This is a genomic window from Streptomyces sp. NPDC033229 (assembly GCF_055576875.1).
Map to the genome: position 1 here is coordinate 130,589 of NZ_JBVIQR010000008.1, position 15,828 is coordinate 146,416.

A 15,828-nucleotide genomic window follows, 5' to 3' on the forward strand; every position below is an offset into this window, starting at 1 on the left:
CGTCCGGGGGTGCACCACCGCTGCGCGGCGGTGTCCTCAAGCGCCGGACGGGCTGGTTTTGGCTGGCCTCAGCCGACATCAGCCCGTCCGGCGATTGAGGACGCGCCCGCAGTCGAAGGTGGCCTCTGGCGCGGCCAGACGCAGACGCGGCTGTCACCCCCGGCGGCTACGGTCGGAGTATGAACGGCACAGCACGGACCGCAACGGAAAAGCCCGGCATCGCCGGATACGACGCGCCGGACCTGGAGCGATGGGCCACCGAGCCCGACAAACGCCCTGGTCGCACCGCCTTCCAGCGCGACCGTGCGCGGGTGCTGCACTCCGCCGCGCTGCGCCGCCTCGCGGGCAAGACCCAGGTCGTCACGCCGGGCGTCAGCGGTCAGGCCTGGGACGCCAGCCCCCGTACGCGCCTCACGCACTCCCTCGAGTGCGCCCAGGTGGGCAGAGAGCTCGGAGCCGCCCTCGGCTGCGACCCCGACCTGGTCGAGGTCGCCTGTCTGGCCCACGACCTCGGCCACCCGCCCTTCGGGCACAACGGCGAACAGGCGCTCAACGAAGTCGCCGAGGCCTGCGGCGGCTTCGAGGGCAACGCCCAGTCGCTGCGCCTCCTCGCCCGCCTCGAACCCAAGCGCTTCGTGCCGGAGACACTCGGCGGCGCCCCGACCGGACGGCTGGTGAGCGTCGGCCTCAACCTCACCCGCGCCGCCCTCGATGCCGCCACCAAGTACCCCTGGCCGCGCGGCGGGCACCCCACCGACCCGGGTTCCCGGAAGTTCGGGGTCTACGCCGACGACGTCCCCGTCTTCGAGTGGTTCCGGCAGGGCGCTCCCGAGCACCGCAAGAGCTTCGAGGCCCAGGTCATGGACTGGGCCGACGACGTCGCCTACTCCGTGCACGACGTGGAGGACGGGCTGCACGCCGGCCACCTCGACCCCAACATGCTCCAGGCCGACCCCGAGCGCCGCGAGGTGTTCGCCGTGGCCGCCGGCCGCTACGCCCCCGGAGCCGACGAGGCCGCGCTGGCCGAGGCCCTCGACCGCCTCCTCGACCAGGAGTGGTGGCCGCACGGCTACGACGGCTCGGCCGTCGCCCAGGCCCGCCTCAAGGACGCCACCAGCCAGCTCATCGGCCGCTTCTGCCTCGCCGCCGAGTCCGCCACCCGCGCCGCCTTCGGGCCGGGCCGGCTGACCCGCTACCACGCGGAGCTGGTCGTGCCCCGCGAGACCCGTCTGGAGTGCGCCGTGCTGAAAGCCGTCGCCGACCGCTACGTCATCCAGCGCGAGGACCAGGAGAAGCTCCGCGCCGACCAGCGGATCGTCATCGCCGAGCTGGCCGAGGCGCTCATCGCCCGCGCGCCCGACGGGCTCGACCCGCAATTCCGTTCCCTGTTCGCCGAGGCCGACGACGACGCGGGGCGGCTGCGTGCCGTCATCGACCAGATCGCCGCGCTCACCGACGCCTCGGCCCGCTCTCTGCGGGCTCGCCTCGCGGCGGGGCGGCCTGCGGCGAGGCCGCGGATGTGACCCGTGGGGCCGGGGTGCTGTCCCTCTCCCGGGGCTCCGCCCCGGACCCCGGTCCTCGAACGCCGGACGGGCTGAGATCGGGGTCTGACCCGTCCGGGGTACTCCCTCTTCCGGCGGCAGGCTCCGTGCGGGACGCTCGGCACTGCTGATTTTACGACCGGGGGCGGTTAACGCAGACGTTCTGCGTGGCATCGAGGAGGCAGCAAGTGGTCGACGCACACCAGACGTTCGTCATCGTCGGAGGGGGCCTGGCCGGGGCGAAGGCCGCCGAGACCCTCCGGTCGGAGGGCTTCACCGGGCGGGTGATCCTCATCTGTGACGAGCGCGACCACCCCTACGAGCGGCCGCCGCTCTCCAAGGGCTACCTCATCGGCAAGGACGAGCGCGAGAGCGTCTTCGTCCACGAACCCGGCTGGTACGCCCAGGCCGACGTGGAGCTGCACCTCGGCCTGCCCGCCGTCCACCTCGACCGCGAGGCCAAGTCCGTGCGCCTCGGCGACGGCACCCGGATCCACTACGACCGGCTGCTGCTGGCCACCGGTGCCGAACCCCGCCGGCTCGACATCCCCGGCACCGGCCTCGCGGGCGTGCACCATCTGCGCCGCCTCGCCCACGCCGAGCTGCTGCGCGGCGTCCTCGCCTCTCTCGGCCGCGACAACGGCCACCTCGTCATCGCCGGCGCGGGCTGGATCGGCCTCGAAGTGGCGGCCGCAGCCCGCAGTTACGGCGCCGAGGTGACCGTCGTGGAGTCCGAGCCCACCCCGCTGCACACCGTCCTCGGCCCCGAGCTGGGCCAGCTGTTCACCGATCTGCACTCCGAACGCGGCGTCCGCTTCCACTTCGGGGCCCGCCTCACCGAGATCGCCGGCCACGACGGCATGGTCCTGGCCGCCCGCACCGACGACGGCGAGGAGCACCCCGCCCACGACGTCCTCGCCGCGATCGGCGCCGCCCCGCGCACCGTCCTCGCCGAAGCCGCGGGCCTCGCCCTTGTCGACCGGGCCGACGGCGGCGGCATCGCCGTCGACGCCTCGCTGCGCACCTCCGACCCCGACATCTTCGCCGCCGGTGATGTCGCGGCCGCCGAGCACCCGTGGCTCGGCACCCGGCTGCGCGTCGAGCACTGGGCCAACGCCCTCCACGAGGGCCCCGCCGCCGCCCGCGCCATGCTGGGCCAGGAGGTGTCGTACGACCGGGTGCCCTACTTCTTCTCCGACCAGTACGACGTGGGCCTGGAGTACTCCGGCTACGCGCCCCCCGGCTCGTACGACCAGGTCGTGTGCCGCGGTGACGTCGGCAAGCGCGAGTTCATCGCCTTCTGGCTGGCGGAGGGCCGGCTGCTCGCCGGGATGAACGTCAATGTGTGGGACGTCACGGACACCATCCAGAAGCTGATCCGCTCCGGCCACCGGCTCGACCCGGACGCCCTCGCCGACCCGGGCACCTCCTTGGAGTCACTGCTTCCGTAGGTGCGGCTTCCACGCGGCGCCCCGCCGGACGTAGCGTGATCCGTATGACGACCTCACCGGCCCGTACGGCCGTGGTACCCGTGGCGGAGATCTTCGAGCTGCGCCGGTCGGTGCTGCGGCCGGGCCTGCCCGCGGAGGCCGCGGTCTTCGCGGAGGATGCCGCCCCGGACACCTTCCACATCGCGGCGTACGACGAGCGGGGGGCGGTACGGGCGTGTGTCAGCTTCTTCCCGGAGGCGCTCCCCGGAGAGGCCGGGGACGCCGCCTTTCGCTTCCGGGGCATGGCCAGCGATCCGGCCGTCCGGGGTCTCGGCTACGGCGTCGCCGTCCTGCGGGCCGGGCTGGACCAGGCCGCCGCCCGCGGCGCCGGTCTCGTCTGGTGCAACGGCCGCACCTCCGCCCGGGGCTTCTACGAGCACCAGGGCTTCACCGTCACCGGCGAGGAGTTCGTCGTGGAGTCGGTCGGCCCGCACTACCTCTTCACGATCAAGCTCCCGGGGTGAGCGGTCCGGACTGTCGTACCCCGGCCGTAGAATTCACGGCGTGGCAGGCAGGATCAACGATGACGACGTGAAGGCGGTCCGGGACGCGGTCCCGATCGACGCCGTCGTTTCCGAGTACCTCCAGTTGCGCAACGCGGGCGGCGGAAACCTCAAGGGCCTGTGCCCCTTCCACGACGAGAAGTCCCCGTCGTTCCAGGTCAGCCCCGCCAAGGGACTCTTCTACTGCTTCGGCTGCCAGGAGGGCGGGGACACCGTCGACTTCGTCATGAAGATCGACCACCTCTCCTTCGCCGAGACCATCGAGCGCCTCGCGGGCCTCGCCGGCATCACCCTGCGGTACGAGGAGGGCGGCTACACCCCCGGCCGCCAGCAGGGCGAGCGCATCCGCCTCGTCGAGGCGCACAAGCACGCCGCGAAGTTCTACGTCGAGCAGCTCGACAGTCCCGAGGCCGAGATCGGCCGCGCGTTCCTCGCGAGCCGCGGCTTCGACCAGGCCGCCGCCCAGCACTTCGGCGTCGGCTACGCCCCGGCCGGCTGGGACCACCTCACCCGCTTCCTGCGCGGCAAGGGATTCAGCGACAAGGAGCTGATCCTCTCCGGCCTCGCCCAGGACAGCCGCAACGGCCGGCCCATCGACCGCTTCCGCGGCCGGCTGATGTGGCCCATCCGCGACATCACCGGCGAGGTCATCGGCTTCGGCGCCCGCAAGCTCCGCGACGACGACAACGGCCCGAAGTACCTCAACACCCCCGAGACCCCGCTCTACAAGAAATCCCACGTCCTCTACGGCATCGACCTCGCCAAGAAGGACATCGCCAAGACCAGCCGCGCCGTCGTCGTCGAGGGCTACACCGACGTCATGGCCTGCCACCTGGCCGGGGTCACCACCGCCATCGCCACCTGCGGTACCGCGTTCGCGGGCGACCACATCAAGATCCTGCGCCGGCTGCTGATGGACAACTCCGGCGCGGAGGTCGTCTTCACCTTCGACGGCGACGCGGCCGGGCAGAAGGCGGCCCTGCGCGCCTTCGAGGACGACCAGAAGTTCGCCGCCGAGACATCCATCGCGATCACCCCCGGCGGCATGGACCCCTGCGAGCTGCGCCTCGCCCAGGGCGACGCGGCCGTCCAGGCCCTGGTGGACACCCGCACCCCGCTCTTCGCGTTCGCCATCCGGCAGGTCGTCGCCCGGCACAACCTGGACACCGCCGAGGGCCGGGCCGCGGCCCTCGAAGCCGCAGCGCCCATCGTCGCGAACATCAAGAACGGTTCCATCCAGCACGAGTACGCCGTGCAGCTCGCGGGCATGCTCGGCATCCTCGACACGCAGTTCGTCGTCCGCCGCGTGGGCCAGCTCGCCCGCTGGGCCCGCGAGCGGGGCGTCCGCCCCGGCGAGGGGCAGGGCGGGGCCCGGCAGCACCGCGCCGCGCCCGCCGCCCCCCAGCAGACCCCCGCGCGCGGCGGCCCCGCGCTGAACCTGCGCAGCCCCGCCCACCGCACGGAGCGCGAGCTGCTGAAGCTCGCCCTCCAGCGCCCGGAGCTGGTCGCCCCCGCCTTCGACGCCTACGGCGAGGACGAATTCACCGCCCCGCCGTACGTCGCCGTGCGCCGCGCCATCGAGCAGGCTGGGGGAGTCACCCAGGCCGCCGAGGACTACCTCGCCCGGGTCCGCGAGGTCGCCCCCGACGACACGGTGCGGGCCATGGTCACCGAGCTGGCCGTGGAGGCCATCCACAACAAGAACGTGGACGAGATCTACGCGGGCGTGCAGCTCGTCCAGGTCCGCCTGCGAGCGGTCGAGCGCCGCATCGAGGAAGTCCAGGGCAGCCTCGTCCGCCTGGGCCCGCAGGCGGCCCCGGAGCAGGTGGCCGCCGTGCAGAACGAGCTGTGGGTGCTCGAGCAGTACGGGCGCTCGCTCAAGGATCGCGGAGCGTCTGCGCTCTAGCGCTGTGGTGTCGGCTGCCCAGCCACATCGAGCCCGGCCGCCGCAGGCGGCGAGACGGGCCGGTGGTCGAAGAACCGCCGGAGGCCGTCGGCACCACCGTTGCGCGGCGGTCGTCCTCAAACGCCGGACGGGCTGGTTTGGCTGAGCCCAGCCATATCAAGCCAGGCCGCCGCAGGCGGCAAGACGGGGCCGGTGGTCGAAGAACTGCCGGAGGCCGTCGCAGGGATCCGTTCAGTAATCGACCGGTCACCGTGCGGGCTCAAAAAGTCCCCGCACGCCCCTCGTAGCGGAGCTGTGTCGTACCCCACACTGGTGGGCGGTGCCTGAGTCCTCGGAGCGCGGCAGGTCCGGGCGACTGGACCCGGAGCCCTTCGCGAAGTCGCTCTTGATCCCCGGGACGGACGGCGGCCCGGCCGTCTCCGTCCCTCCTGCGCATGCCGCCCCCGAATCGGCAGCGATCACCCTGGAGGTCGCCCCCGTGCAGACCCGGACCACGACCCTGCCCCAGGCCCCGGCCGAACCGGCCCCGGCCGTGCCACGGCAGTCCGAGCCACCCGCGTCCGAGAGCTTCGCCGACGAGCCGGCCCCGGAGCCGGCGGTGCGGGCCGCCGACACCGGCGGCCCCTCCTCCGACCTCTTCCGTCAGTACCTCCGCGAGATCGGCCGCATCCCGCTGCTCTCCGCCGCCGAGGAGGTGGAGCTGGCCCGCCGCGTCGAAGCCGGGCTCTTCGCCGAGGAGAAGCTCGGCAGCACCCCCGACCTCGACTCCCAACTGGCCCTCGACCTCGACCGGTTGGTGGTCCTCGGCCGGATGGCCAAGCGCCGGCTCATCGAGGCGAACCTGCGCCTCGTCGTCTCCGTGGCCAAGCGCTACATCGGCCGCGGGCTGACCATGCTCGATCTCGTGCAGGAGGGAAACCTCGGGCTCATCAGGGCCGTTGAGAAGTTCGACTACGCGCGGGGCTACAAGTTCTCGACGTACGCCACCTGGTGGATCCGCCAGGCCATGTCCCGGGCGCTGGCCGACCAGGCCCGGACGATCCGGGTCCCCGTCCACGTCGTGGAGTTGATCAACCGCGTGGTGCGGGTCCAGCGCCGGATGCTCCAGGAGCGTGGATACGAGCCCACCGCCGAGGAGGTCGCCGCCTATCTCGACCTCTCCGAGGAGCGGGTCAGCGAAGTCCTGCGGCTCGCCCAGGAACCCGTCTCGCTGCACGCCCCGGTGGGCGAGGAGGACGACGTCGCGCTCGGCGATCTGATCGAGGACGGCGACGCCACGTCCCCCGTCGAATCGGCCGCGTTCCTGCTGCTGCGCGAGCATCTCGAAGCCGTCCTGTCCACGCTGGGCGAGCGCGAGCGCAAGGTCGTGCAGCTGCGTTACGGACTGATGGACGGCCGTCCCCGCACCCTGGAGGAGATCGGCCGGATCTTCGGCGTCACCCGCGAACGCATCCGCCAGATCGAGTCCAAGACCCTCAACAAGCTCCGCGACCACGCCTTCGCCGACCAGCTCCGGGGCTACCTGGACTGACCGGACCTCACGCGCCGCCCTGGAAGGCCCCGGGGTGGGTCTGCTCGCGCACGGTCACGTACTGCTGCCGCACGGCCTGCCCCACCGCCAGATCCTCACCCGGCTCGAAGACCTGGCTGGCCGCGGCCGGCCAGCGCGGCGGCTCGAGGTGCGACATCACGCCCTGCTGGACGCCCAGCGCCCACGCGGCCTGCCGGGCCGCGCCCAGCGCCGCGTAGTCCGCCGCCTGTGGGACGACGATCTGCGTGCCGAACAGCGTCGGCGCCACGGCCTGCACCGCCGGCAGCTCGGCCGCCGCACCCAGCAGGAAGACCCGACGCACGTCGACGCCGCGCCCGCGCAGCACGTCCAGGGCGTCCGTGAGCCCGCACAGCATGCCCTCGAAGGCGGCCCGCGCCAGGTGCTCCGGCTTCATGCTCTCGCGGCGCAGCCCCGCCAGCGTTCCGGCGGTGTGCGGCAGCTGCGGGGTGCGCTCGCCCTCCAGATACGGCAGGAGCACCAGCCCGTACGCGCCGGGCGTGGACCGCAGCGCCAGCTCGGACAGCCCGTTCAGATCCGTACCGAGGATCTCGGCCGTGCCGCGCAGCACCCGTACCGCGTTGAGCGTGTGCACCACCGGCAGATGCCGCCCGGTCGCGTCCGCGAACGAGGTGATCGTGCCCGTGGGGTCCACCAGCGCCTCGTGGTGCACGGCGAAGACCGAGCCCGACGCGCCGAGCGAGATCACCGCGTCGCCGGGGCCGACGCCCAGCCCGAAGGCCGCCGCCATCGTCTCGCCCGTACCCGCGGAGATCAGCAGGCCCTCCGGGGTGTGCCCGGCGGGCTCGGCGGGGTGCAGCACGTCGGGCAGCGCCGCCTGGCGGCCCAGCGCCAGCTCCACGAGATCCGGCCGCCAGCTGCCGGTCGCCGCCGACCAGTAGCCGGTCGAGGACGCGGCACCGCGGTCGGTCGTACGCCGCACGGGGCGGCCGAGCAGCTGCCACACCAGCCAGTCGTGGGGCTGCATCAGCATGGCCGCCCGCGTCGCCGATTCCGGTTCGTTGCGCGCCAGCCACCGCAGCTTCGCCACGGCCTGTCCGGCCTGCGGCACCGACCCGACGGCCTCCGCCCACGCGGCCCGGCCGCCGAGCGCGTCGGTCAGATCGGCCGCGGCGGCCTGCACGCGCCGGTCGTTGCCGAGCATCGCGGGCCGGACGAGCACCCCGCCGGCGTCCAGCACGAGCAGCCCGTGCTGCTGCGCGGAGACGCCGATGGCCTGCACGCCCTCCAGCAGTCCGCCCGCGGCGGCCTCGCCCAGCGAGACCAGCCACGCCTGCGGATCACCCTCGGGGCCCGTCGTCGGATGCGGGGCGTAGCCCTGCCTGAGCACGGTGCCCGTCTCCGCGTCGCAGACGACGATTCTCGTGCTCTCGGTGGAACTGTCCAGCCCCGCGACTATGCCCATGCGGAGGATGATGCCAAATCCCCGGCGTCTGTCCGTCATCGGTCAGGTATTGCTGGTGCCCCACTCGTCCTCGCCGGGCGCGCGCTGCTCCCGCAAGGACCGGAGCCGCTCCGAGACGGGGGTCGGCAGCCGCTCGCCGAGCGTGTGGAGGGCCTTGCCGGTCATGGCCCGGCCGTTCTGCGCGGCGGACTCCGCCGTATTGCGCACCGCGGGGTTCTGCGCGACCCGCTGCGCGCCCTTGCGCAGCTGTTCATAGCGCTCACGCCCGGCTCGTGCGCCGAGTACGTACCCGACGGCCGCACCGATGATGAACGTCAGCCGGTAGCGCATCGTGCTCCACCTTCCCTCGGATCCCGCAGACCCTGACGACCCTCTTAACCCTTGAGCCCTGCCGGGCCCCGCGCGTGTCGGCGGGGGCCGTTCGGGGCTGTGCACCGCCTACCCGCCGGACCCGAAGGTCACTCCCGGGATACCGATTGGCGGAGCACCCCCCAGCTTGCGCTAATGTATGTGTCGCAGCGAGCGCACGCCGCCCGGGAGACCGGAGGGCAGAGCATTCGAGGCACCACAGCAATCCCCTGTAGCTCAATTGGCAGAGCAGCCGACTGTTAATCGGCAGGTTACTGGTTCGAGTCCAGTCGGGGGAGCGCAGTCCCCTGTAGCTCAATTGGCAGAGCAGCCGACTGTTAATCGGCAGGTTACTGGTTCGAGTCCAGTCGGGGGAGCAGTGGAGGAAGGGCCCCTTCGGGGGTCCTTTTTTCGTGCCCGGCGGGAACCATCCATGCGTGATCGAAGTCCTCATGGGCAGGCTGGTCACGCAATGCGGACCCTCAGGGGCAGCAGATCGTATGAGCAGCTATGCTGCGGCAGACGGCGCGCACAGATGTGCGCGACGCGCCGTGAATGGGGCGGTAGCTCAGCCGGTTAGAGCAGCGGACTCATAATCCGTCGGCCGTGGGTTCGAGTCCCACCCGCCCCACCACACGGTTACTTCGAAGAAACGTTTGACCTGTGTGCTTGTACAACCAAGGGCCGCCACACATTGATGTGGCGGCCCTTGGTCATGGCGCGTCTGTGCTGGTGAGGCCGAGGTGAGGCCCAGCCGTGAGGGTCAGGAGGCGACGGTCTCGGGCTGGCGTTGTCCGGGCACGGGCTCGGGCTCGGCAGCGGGGGCGTCGAGGACGGGGTCGGGATCCGGCAGGCCCACGCGGTGCGCCTGGACGCCGGCACGCACGGCCCAGAAGTAGAAACCCACGGCCGAGACGGCGACCAGCGTGATGTCCAGGCCGCCCGGGATGACGCCGTGGCCGCCGAACTCGGCACTGCCGAGGGCGGACAGGAGCGCCAGCCACAGCAGGAACGTCACCATCCACCAGGCCGGCGCGAACTGCCGGCGCAGGCTCGTCCCGCCGCGCCGGCGCAGCACCACGGCGGCGATGGGCACCGAGACCAGGGTGAGCACGGCGACCTTGCCGGTGTTGGGCCACTTCGACCAGTACAGGGCGCAGGCCGCGAACGCGAAGGTGATGGGGCAGAGCACCGAGGCGGCGGGGAGGCGGAAGGGGCGGGGCAGGTCGGGCTTGGTCTGCCGGAACACGCCGACCGCGATGGGGCCCATGAGGTAGGAGACGACCATCGCGGCGGAGACCACGCTCGCCAGGGCCTCCCAGCTGTGGCCGACGGTGAGGAGCAGCAGCACGGAGAAGCCCAGGTTCAGCCACATGGCGGGGCGGGCGACGCCGTAGCGGGGGTGCACCTCTGCGATCTTCTTGGGGAAGAAGCCGGTGTCGGCGAGGTTCTGGGCCAGATACGCGGCCGAGGCGACGTTGCCGATGTTGGCGCCGTTCGGTGAGATGAAGGCGCCGAACTGGAGCATGGTGACGACCCAGTGCAGCATCAGCAGCTTGGCGAGGTCGGCGAAGGGCGACGCGAAGTTGATCCCGTTCCAGCCGCCTGCCTCGGCGAGCCGCTCCGGCGGTACGGCGCCGAGGAAGGCGATCTGGAGGGCGAGGTAGATGACCAGGCCGAGGGAGAGCGCGCCGACGAGGGCGAGCGGGATGGCCCGGCCGGGGTTCTTGGCGTTGCCGCCGAGGTTGACGACGGCCTGGAAGCCGTTGAAGGCGAAGACGACGCCGGAGGCGGTGACGGCGGTGAGGACGGCGGACCAGCCGTTCGGGGCGAAGCCGCCGTGCGCGGTGAAGTTGTCCGTGTGGAAGCCGGAGGCGATGAGCGCGCCGACCGCGAGGACCGGAATGGCGAACTTCACCAGGGTCAGGAGATTGTTGGCACGTGCCAGCAGCTCGACTGACCAGTAGCAGGCCAGCCACAGGGCGACGGTCAGGAGCAGCGCCGTCGCCATGCCGGTGCCGGTGAGGCTGCCGTCGGCGACCATGCCCCGGGCCCAGCCGAAGCTCCAGGACGACATGTACTGGGTGCCGGCGATGGCCTCGATGGGGATCAGGGAGGCGGTCGCGATCCAGACCGCCCATCCGGTGACGAAGCCCAGCACCGGGCCGTGCGAGATGGAGCCGAACCGCGCCATGGCGCCGGGCAGCGGGTAGGCGGCGCCGACCTCGGCGTAGGTCATGGCGATCATGCCGATGAAGACGGCGCCGATCACCCAGGCGACCAGCGCGGCGGGCCCGGCGACCTGGGCCGCCTGACCGGCTCCGAAGAGCCAGCCCGAGCCGAAGATCGACCCCAGTCCGATCATTATCAGGGCGAAGAGACTGAGGCCTTTTCGATTGGCCGCGCTCATGTCCACGACGTGCATTTCCGTTCTGTCCGGAGACCGAGGGAGCGCCTCTGCGTGCCTCTCGGCCCATCCGGTTGCCGGGCCTGCTCCGTCGGCGCGCACCGACCGGCGACGCCGTCTGGTGGCTGAGCGGAAAGCAGCCGCCCGCACTGCGTGCGGTCCCATGGGCTCCGCCGAATCGGCCCCCGGGAGCGGACACCGGGTATGGCGCGAACGAGTCCGGTGGGCCGTGAATCAAGATCAACGGCTGTTCGGGCTCGATGACGACGGGATGACCGAGGACGCAGTAGCGACGCCGGACATACTACGCCAACCGGTAGTAACAGCTGCATTCGACCGTGGCGGTGGCGATGTCATGCTCGCCTCGCCCTCGACTACGGAGCGTACGCCCGGACGCGGAGTGGCTCATTCCAGGGCCCTGGGGGAGCCCCTGCATTCTTCGGTGGAGGGGCAGTCGGCCATCACGCCCTCTCCATCCGCACGCCGAAGTGATGACGGCCGCTTTCCCGGCCGGGGCGACGCGCTGTCCGCGGCCCTGCCCTGTGCTCTCCGGGCCTCTCCGGGGCCCTTTCGCGCCGGTGTGGCGCACATCGCACCACCGTCCGCCGCCGGCTTGGCACACTGAGTCCGCGAGATCACGACATCGTGGGGGCCCGGCACGGGCGGGTCGTGGCCGGAACGACGACGGGCGGGGTGCGTGGACTTCATCGGCAACGGCATTTCCGGCGGCACCTTCACGGGAACGGTCATCCAGGCGCAGAACGTGCACTGGGGGCAGGCGGCTCCCGTCCGCACGCCCCGGATGCTGCTGCCCGAGCCGGAGGAGTTCGTCGACCGCGCCGCGCCCCGCGCGAAGCTCGACGCCCTGCTGACCGGACGGGACGGGACGGCCGCAGGGCCCCGCGGATCGTGGTCATCACCGGCATCCCGGGCATCGGCAAGACCGCCGTCGCGCTGCGCTGGCTGTACGACGTGCGCGACGACTTCCCCGGCGGCCAGTTCTACGCGGACATGAGCCCCCAGGGCCCGCGCTCACCGATCGACCCGGTGAGCGTGCTCGAGACCTTCGTCGGGCAACTGGGCACCCCACGCGAGGAGCGGCCCGCCGGTCTCGCCGGACTGTCGGCGTACTTCCGGTCCCTGACGGCCGATGAGCCGAGCCTGATGCTGCTCGACAACGTCGTCGTCCCGGCCCAGGTCCGCCCGCTGCTGCCCGGGGCGCCCGGCAGCGTCGTGGTCGTGACCAGCCGCAATCGGCTCACCGGCCTGAGCGTCACACAGCCCGGACCGGACTATGTGACGCTCGACGCGCTGGACGACGACGCCTGCGCGCAGTTGTTCGGCCCCGTAGCCGAGTCCGGCCCGGGCGGCGGGCGCGACGGCGGGCGCGACGACGGGTGCGACGGCGGGCAGGCGCTCCGTGAGGTGATCCGCGCCTGCGCCGGGCTGCCGCTCGCGGTCCGCATCGCGCGCGTGCGCGCGGCAGAAGCGGAAGGGGCGGAGGCGCTGCGCGAGCTCGCCGACGAGCTCACCGATCCGCAGACCGTATGGGAGGCGCTGTCCGTGGCCGACGAGATCCCCTACCCCAAGGTCCTCGACGTCGCCTACTCCGCCCTGGACGAGAGAGCGGCGGCGGTCTGGCGGATGCTCGGCGGACACCCCACCGGCGAATTCGCGGGTGACCTGGTGAAGCGGCTGGGCGGCGACGGCCGGGAGGGGGCCAAGGCGTTACGCACCCTCGTCCACGAACGGCTGTTGGAGCCCTCCACAGCCGGCCGCTACCGCATGAACGGCCTGGTCCACGCCTACGCGCGCAGGCTGCTGGAGGAAACGCCCGCGTCCGGCACGTCCTCGTCCGACGCGGCCACGGACGTGATCATCGACTGGTACCTGGAGCGGGCCGCGGCGGTCGAGTCCCTCGTGTCAGACCGGTGGCGCTTCGGCTCCCGCTTCGCCCACCCGGGCGGTCGGCCGGTCGCGGTCTTCGAGAGCGAGGCGGCGGCCCTGGACGCGCTGGAGCCGGACGGGGAGAACGCGGCCGCCGTGGTCGCGCTCGCCGCCCGCACCGGCCGTGACCGGCTCACCTGCGAACTCGCCGAAGCGCTGCGGGGCTTCTTCTTCCGCCGGAAGTACCACACGCGCTGGATCGACGTGTGCGGGCAGGCCCTCGAAGCGGCCGGGCGGTTGCGCGACGACCTCGTCCTGGCGCGGATGCACTACGAGACCGCCTTCGCGCTGTACGACCGCGCGGGCGACGGCGACAACGACGCCGCCCGGCACCACTACGAGCGGGCGCGCACCCTCGCGGCCGGCATCGGGCACGCGCGCACCGCGTCCTCCGCTCTGGAGGGCCTGGGGCAGCTCGCGCTCCGGGAAGGCCGTCCCCACGACGCGATCGCCCTCTTCCGGCAGGCCACCACCGCGCTCGGCGACATCGAGCACCCACGGGGGCGTGCCCTGCTGGAGTACCACCGGGGCCGCGCCCACAGCGCCGCCCGCGACCACGCGGAGGCGGCGCGGCTGCTGCTGAACGCGCGCCGCCTGTTCGCCGCCCTGACCGACCGCCACGACCCCGCCGTCCCCCGCCCGGACCGCTACAACGAGGCCCGCGCCCTCACCCGCTACGCGGAAGCCCGTCTCCGCGCCGACCGCCCCGACGAGGCACTGGCGGGCCTCGACGAGGCGATGGCCCTGTTCCCGCCCGGCGTCGCCCCGAAGGAGCGGGCGGACGCGGTACTGCTGCGGGGCGACGTCCTGGCTGCGAGCGGCGACCTGGAGGGCGCCCGCCGGGAGTGGCGGGTGGCGCTGGAGACGTATACGGGGATCGGCAGTGTGAAGGCCGCTGCGGTGCGGTTGCGACTGGCCGCGCGGGGGGTCGACGGTGCGGTTGCCGACGGCTCGTAGGGGCGGGCGCACCACCGCTGCGCGGCGGTGTCCTCAAGCGCCGGACGGGCTGGTTTTCGCTGAGCTCAGCCGTATTAAGCCTGTCCGGCGATTGAGGACGCCTCGCAGGGCGCTCGCCGCCGCGCGGCCGCGCGACTGGCACGTCATCCTCGGCGCCCGGCCGCAGGTTCACCACCGCTGCGCGGCGGTGTCCTCAAGCGCTGGGCGGGCTGGTTCTGGCTGAGCTCAGCCGTATTCAGCCTGTCTGGGGGCACCTCCCAGCGGTAGCTGGGGGAGATTGAGGACGCGCCCGCAGGGCGCTCGCCGCCGCGCGGCCGACACGGTCATCCCCGGCGCACGGCGGCAACCGTCAGTACGGCGGGTGGCAGGCCTTCTCCCACCCGGACCGTGATCTCGCCCTCCCAGGCCGGGCCGAATCGGGCCAGGCAGGCGTGGGCGGCCGTCGCCGCCGTCTGCGGTGTGGTCCACCACTGCGGGGCCCGCCAGCGGGCCGTGAGCTCCGGGCCGTCGCGCAGGGCGAGCCCGCAGTCTTCGTTCAGGCCGCCCGGCTCGGGAACGGCGACGACGCCGCACCCCGGATACCGGTCGAACAGTGGCCCCGCGACCTCCCTCGTCGGCCGTCCCGTCGCGGCGGGGCGGGCCACGACGATGTCCGTCATGTTCAGCCAGCGGGCATCCGGCTCTCCTTCGGCGGCCACGAGGTGGGGGTCGGGGAGGTGCCCGGCCTCGGCGCCCTGCACCGCCGCGGGGTAGTGGCGGACCGTGACCGTCGGGGCGTCCCCGTCGTGCTCCTCGAAGTGGGCCGTCACGAACGCCGGGGGAGGGGCGGGGTCCCGGCGCCGGTCGTGCGGACGCCGGGGGACGGCTACGGGTCGGACGACCGCGGGGTCGGCCGGTTCGGGCAGCCCGAGGTGTTCGTAGAACAGGCCGCGCAGCAGGGCCATCGACCGCATCGGACGGGACGTCACCAGGCCGCCCACCTCGGCCAGCCGTTCGTCGCCGGGCTGCGTGGCCGCGGCGTCGGCCAGCTGCCCGGCCAGCGGGCGTCCCGTCGTGACGCGCGGCAACAGCCCGCCGAGGAGGTCCATCGGCGAGCCGGGTGCCACCACGCCCTCGTCGAAGGCGCCCAGCAGGCCGGGAAGGCCCAGCGCGACGCCGTAGAGGGTGACCGAGCCGTGATCGCCGATGAACGCGTCGGCGGCGGTCAGGGCGGCCTTCCAGGTGTCCGTCTCCGGGACGGGCAGGACGAGGCCGGCGCGGACGAACGGCGCGAGCCAGGTGTGTACCTGCCAACCGCCGTGGCCGTGCCAGGCGTTGGGGTGCACCGCGGCCACCACGCGGTATTCGTCCTGCGGCAGCTCGGCGAGCGCCCGGCGTACCGTGTCGCCGCCGTGCCCGAGGAGGGAACGTCGGCCCCAAGTCGACGTCAGGACCAGCAGTTTCTGGCCGGGGCGTACGCCTAGGGCCGCCCGGTAGGCGTCCCGGAACGGGGCGGAGGCCCGCAGTTGGTCGGCGCACGGATCGCCGACGACGGTGGCGAAGGGCACCGCTCCGGGGCAGCCGTCGCGCAGGCGTTCGCGTTGTTCGTCGTGGGACAGGACGATCGCGGAGGGGATCAACCGGCCGTCATGGACCAGCCATTCGTCCGTCAGGCCGAAGGCTCCCGGCTCCCGGCTCCCGGCTCCCGGCTCCCGGCTCCCGGCTCCCGGCTCCCGGCTCCCGGCTCCCGGCTCCCGGCTCCCGGCTCCCGGCTC

Annotated in this window: 10 protein-coding genes and 3 tRNA genes; 9 read left to right on the forward strand and 4 right to left on the reverse strand. The window is 72.8% G+C overall.

Features of this window, described 5'->3' with window-relative positions; all coding sequences use genetic code 11:
* Positions 1–179: 179 nt before the first annotated feature.
* The 5 genes from ACZ53N_RS10175 to ACZ53N_RS10195 all read left to right on the forward strand — a co-directional run bounded on the left by ACZ53N_RS10175 (position 180) and on the right by ACZ53N_RS10195 (position 6,971).
* Positions 180–1,523, forward strand: a complete 1,344-nt coding sequence (locus tag ACZ53N_RS10175; RefSeq protein WP_469140454.1) for a deoxyguanosinetriphosphate triphosphohydrolase — start codon at positions 180–182, stop codon at positions 1,521–1,523.
* A gap of 206 nt (positions 1,524–1,729) precedes the next feature.
* Complete coding sequence (locus ACZ53N_RS10180; protein WP_469140455.1) at positions 1,730–2,992, forward strand: NAD(P)/FAD-dependent oxidoreductase; 1,263 nt, start codon at positions 1,730–1,732, stop codon at positions 2,990–2,992.
* Positions 2,993–3,036: 44 nt separating this feature from the next.
* Positions 3,037–3,495 (forward strand): GNAT family N-acetyltransferase, encoded by a 459-nt coding sequence (locus ACZ53N_RS10185; RefSeq protein WP_469140456.1) that lies wholly within the window; start codon positions 3,037–3,039, stop codon positions 3,493–3,495.
* Positions 3,496–3,535: 40 nt separating this feature from the next.
* Positions 3,536–5,440: a DNA primase gene (gene dnaG, locus ACZ53N_RS10190; RefSeq protein WP_469140457.1), complete on the forward strand. Its 1,905-nt coding sequence runs from the start codon at positions 3,536–3,538 to the stop codon at positions 5,438–5,440.
* A gap of 319 nt (positions 5,441–5,759) precedes the next feature.
* Positions 5,760–6,971, forward strand: a complete 1,212-nt coding sequence (locus ACZ53N_RS10195; protein ID WP_469140458.1) for an RNA polymerase sigma factor — start codon at positions 5,760–5,762, stop codon at positions 6,969–6,971.
* A 7-nt stretch (positions 6,972–6,978) separates the two neighbouring features.
* Here ACZ53N_RS10195 and ACZ53N_RS10200 read toward each other — a convergent pair whose 3' ends face one another.
* Positions 6,979–8,415, reverse strand: a complete 1,437-nt coding sequence (locus tag ACZ53N_RS10200; RefSeq protein WP_469140459.1) for an FGGY family carbohydrate kinase — start codon at positions 8,413–8,415, stop codon at positions 6,979–6,981.
* 42 nt (positions 8,416–8,457) lie between these two features.
* Positions 8,458–8,745 carry a YtxH domain-containing protein gene (locus tag ACZ53N_RS10205; RefSeq protein WP_469140460.1) on the reverse strand — a complete coding sequence of 96 codons (288 nt, stop codon included), beginning with the start codon at positions 8,743–8,745 and terminating at the stop codon, positions 8,458–8,460.
* A gap of 244 nt (positions 8,746–8,989) precedes the next feature.
* On the opposite strand from ACZ53N_RS10205, the gene ACZ53N_RS10210 reads away from it, so the two are divergent.
* The 3 genes from ACZ53N_RS10210 (at position 8,990) to ACZ53N_RS10220 (ending at position 9,397) form a co-directional block, all read left to right on the forward strand.
* Positions 8,990–9,062, forward strand: a tRNA-Asn gene (locus tag ACZ53N_RS10210).
* Between the two features lie 5 nt (positions 9,063–9,067).
* Positions 9,068–9,140 (forward strand) — tRNA-Asn (locus tag ACZ53N_RS10215).
* A 180-nt stretch (positions 9,141–9,320) separates the two neighbouring features.
* Positions 9,321–9,397, forward strand: a tRNA-Ile gene (locus ACZ53N_RS10220).
* A gap of 129 nt (positions 9,398–9,526) precedes the next feature.
* Here the strand turns inward: ACZ53N_RS10220 and ACZ53N_RS10225 are convergent.
* On the reverse strand, positions 9,527–11,188 hold the full coding sequence (locus ACZ53N_RS10225) for an APC family permease (RefSeq protein ID WP_469140461.1): 1,662 nt from the start codon (positions 11,186–11,188) through the stop codon (positions 9,527–9,529).
* A gap of 891 nt (positions 11,189–12,079) precedes the next feature.
* On the opposite strand from ACZ53N_RS10225, the gene ACZ53N_RS10230 reads away from it, so the two are divergent.
* Positions 12,080–14,074 (forward strand): hypothetical protein, encoded by a 1,995-nt coding sequence (locus ACZ53N_RS10230; protein WP_469140462.1) that lies wholly within the window; start codon positions 12,080–12,082, stop codon positions 14,072–14,074.
* Positions 14,075–14,397: 323 nt separating this feature from the next.
* On the opposite strand, the gene ACZ53N_RS10235 is transcribed toward ACZ53N_RS10230, so the two are convergent.
* Positions 14,398–15,828: hypothetical protein (locus ACZ53N_RS10235; protein WP_469140463.1), on the reverse strand; the 1,431-nt coding region annotated here is incomplete at its 5' end.

Coding starts and splice junctions, on each gene's coding strand:
- ACZ53N_RS10225 (WP_469140461.1), bottom strand. CDS start 11,188: ATGCACGTCGTGGACATGAGCGCGGCCAATCGAAAAGGCCTCAGTCTC.
- ACZ53N_RS10175 (WP_469140454.1), top strand. CDS start 180: ATGAACGGCACAGCACGGACCGCAACGGAAAAGCCCGGCATCGCCGGA.
- ACZ53N_RS10200 (WP_469140459.1), bottom strand. CDS start 8,415: ATGGGCATAGTCGCGGGGCTGGACAGTTCCACCGAGAGCACGAGAATC.
- ACZ53N_RS10205 (WP_469140460.1), bottom strand. CDS start 8,745: ATGCGCTACCGGCTGACGTTCATCATCGGTGCGGCCGTCGGGTACGTA.
- ACZ53N_RS10185 (WP_469140456.1), top strand. CDS start 3,037: ATGACGACCTCACCGGCCCGTACGGCCGTGGTACCCGTGGCGGAGATC.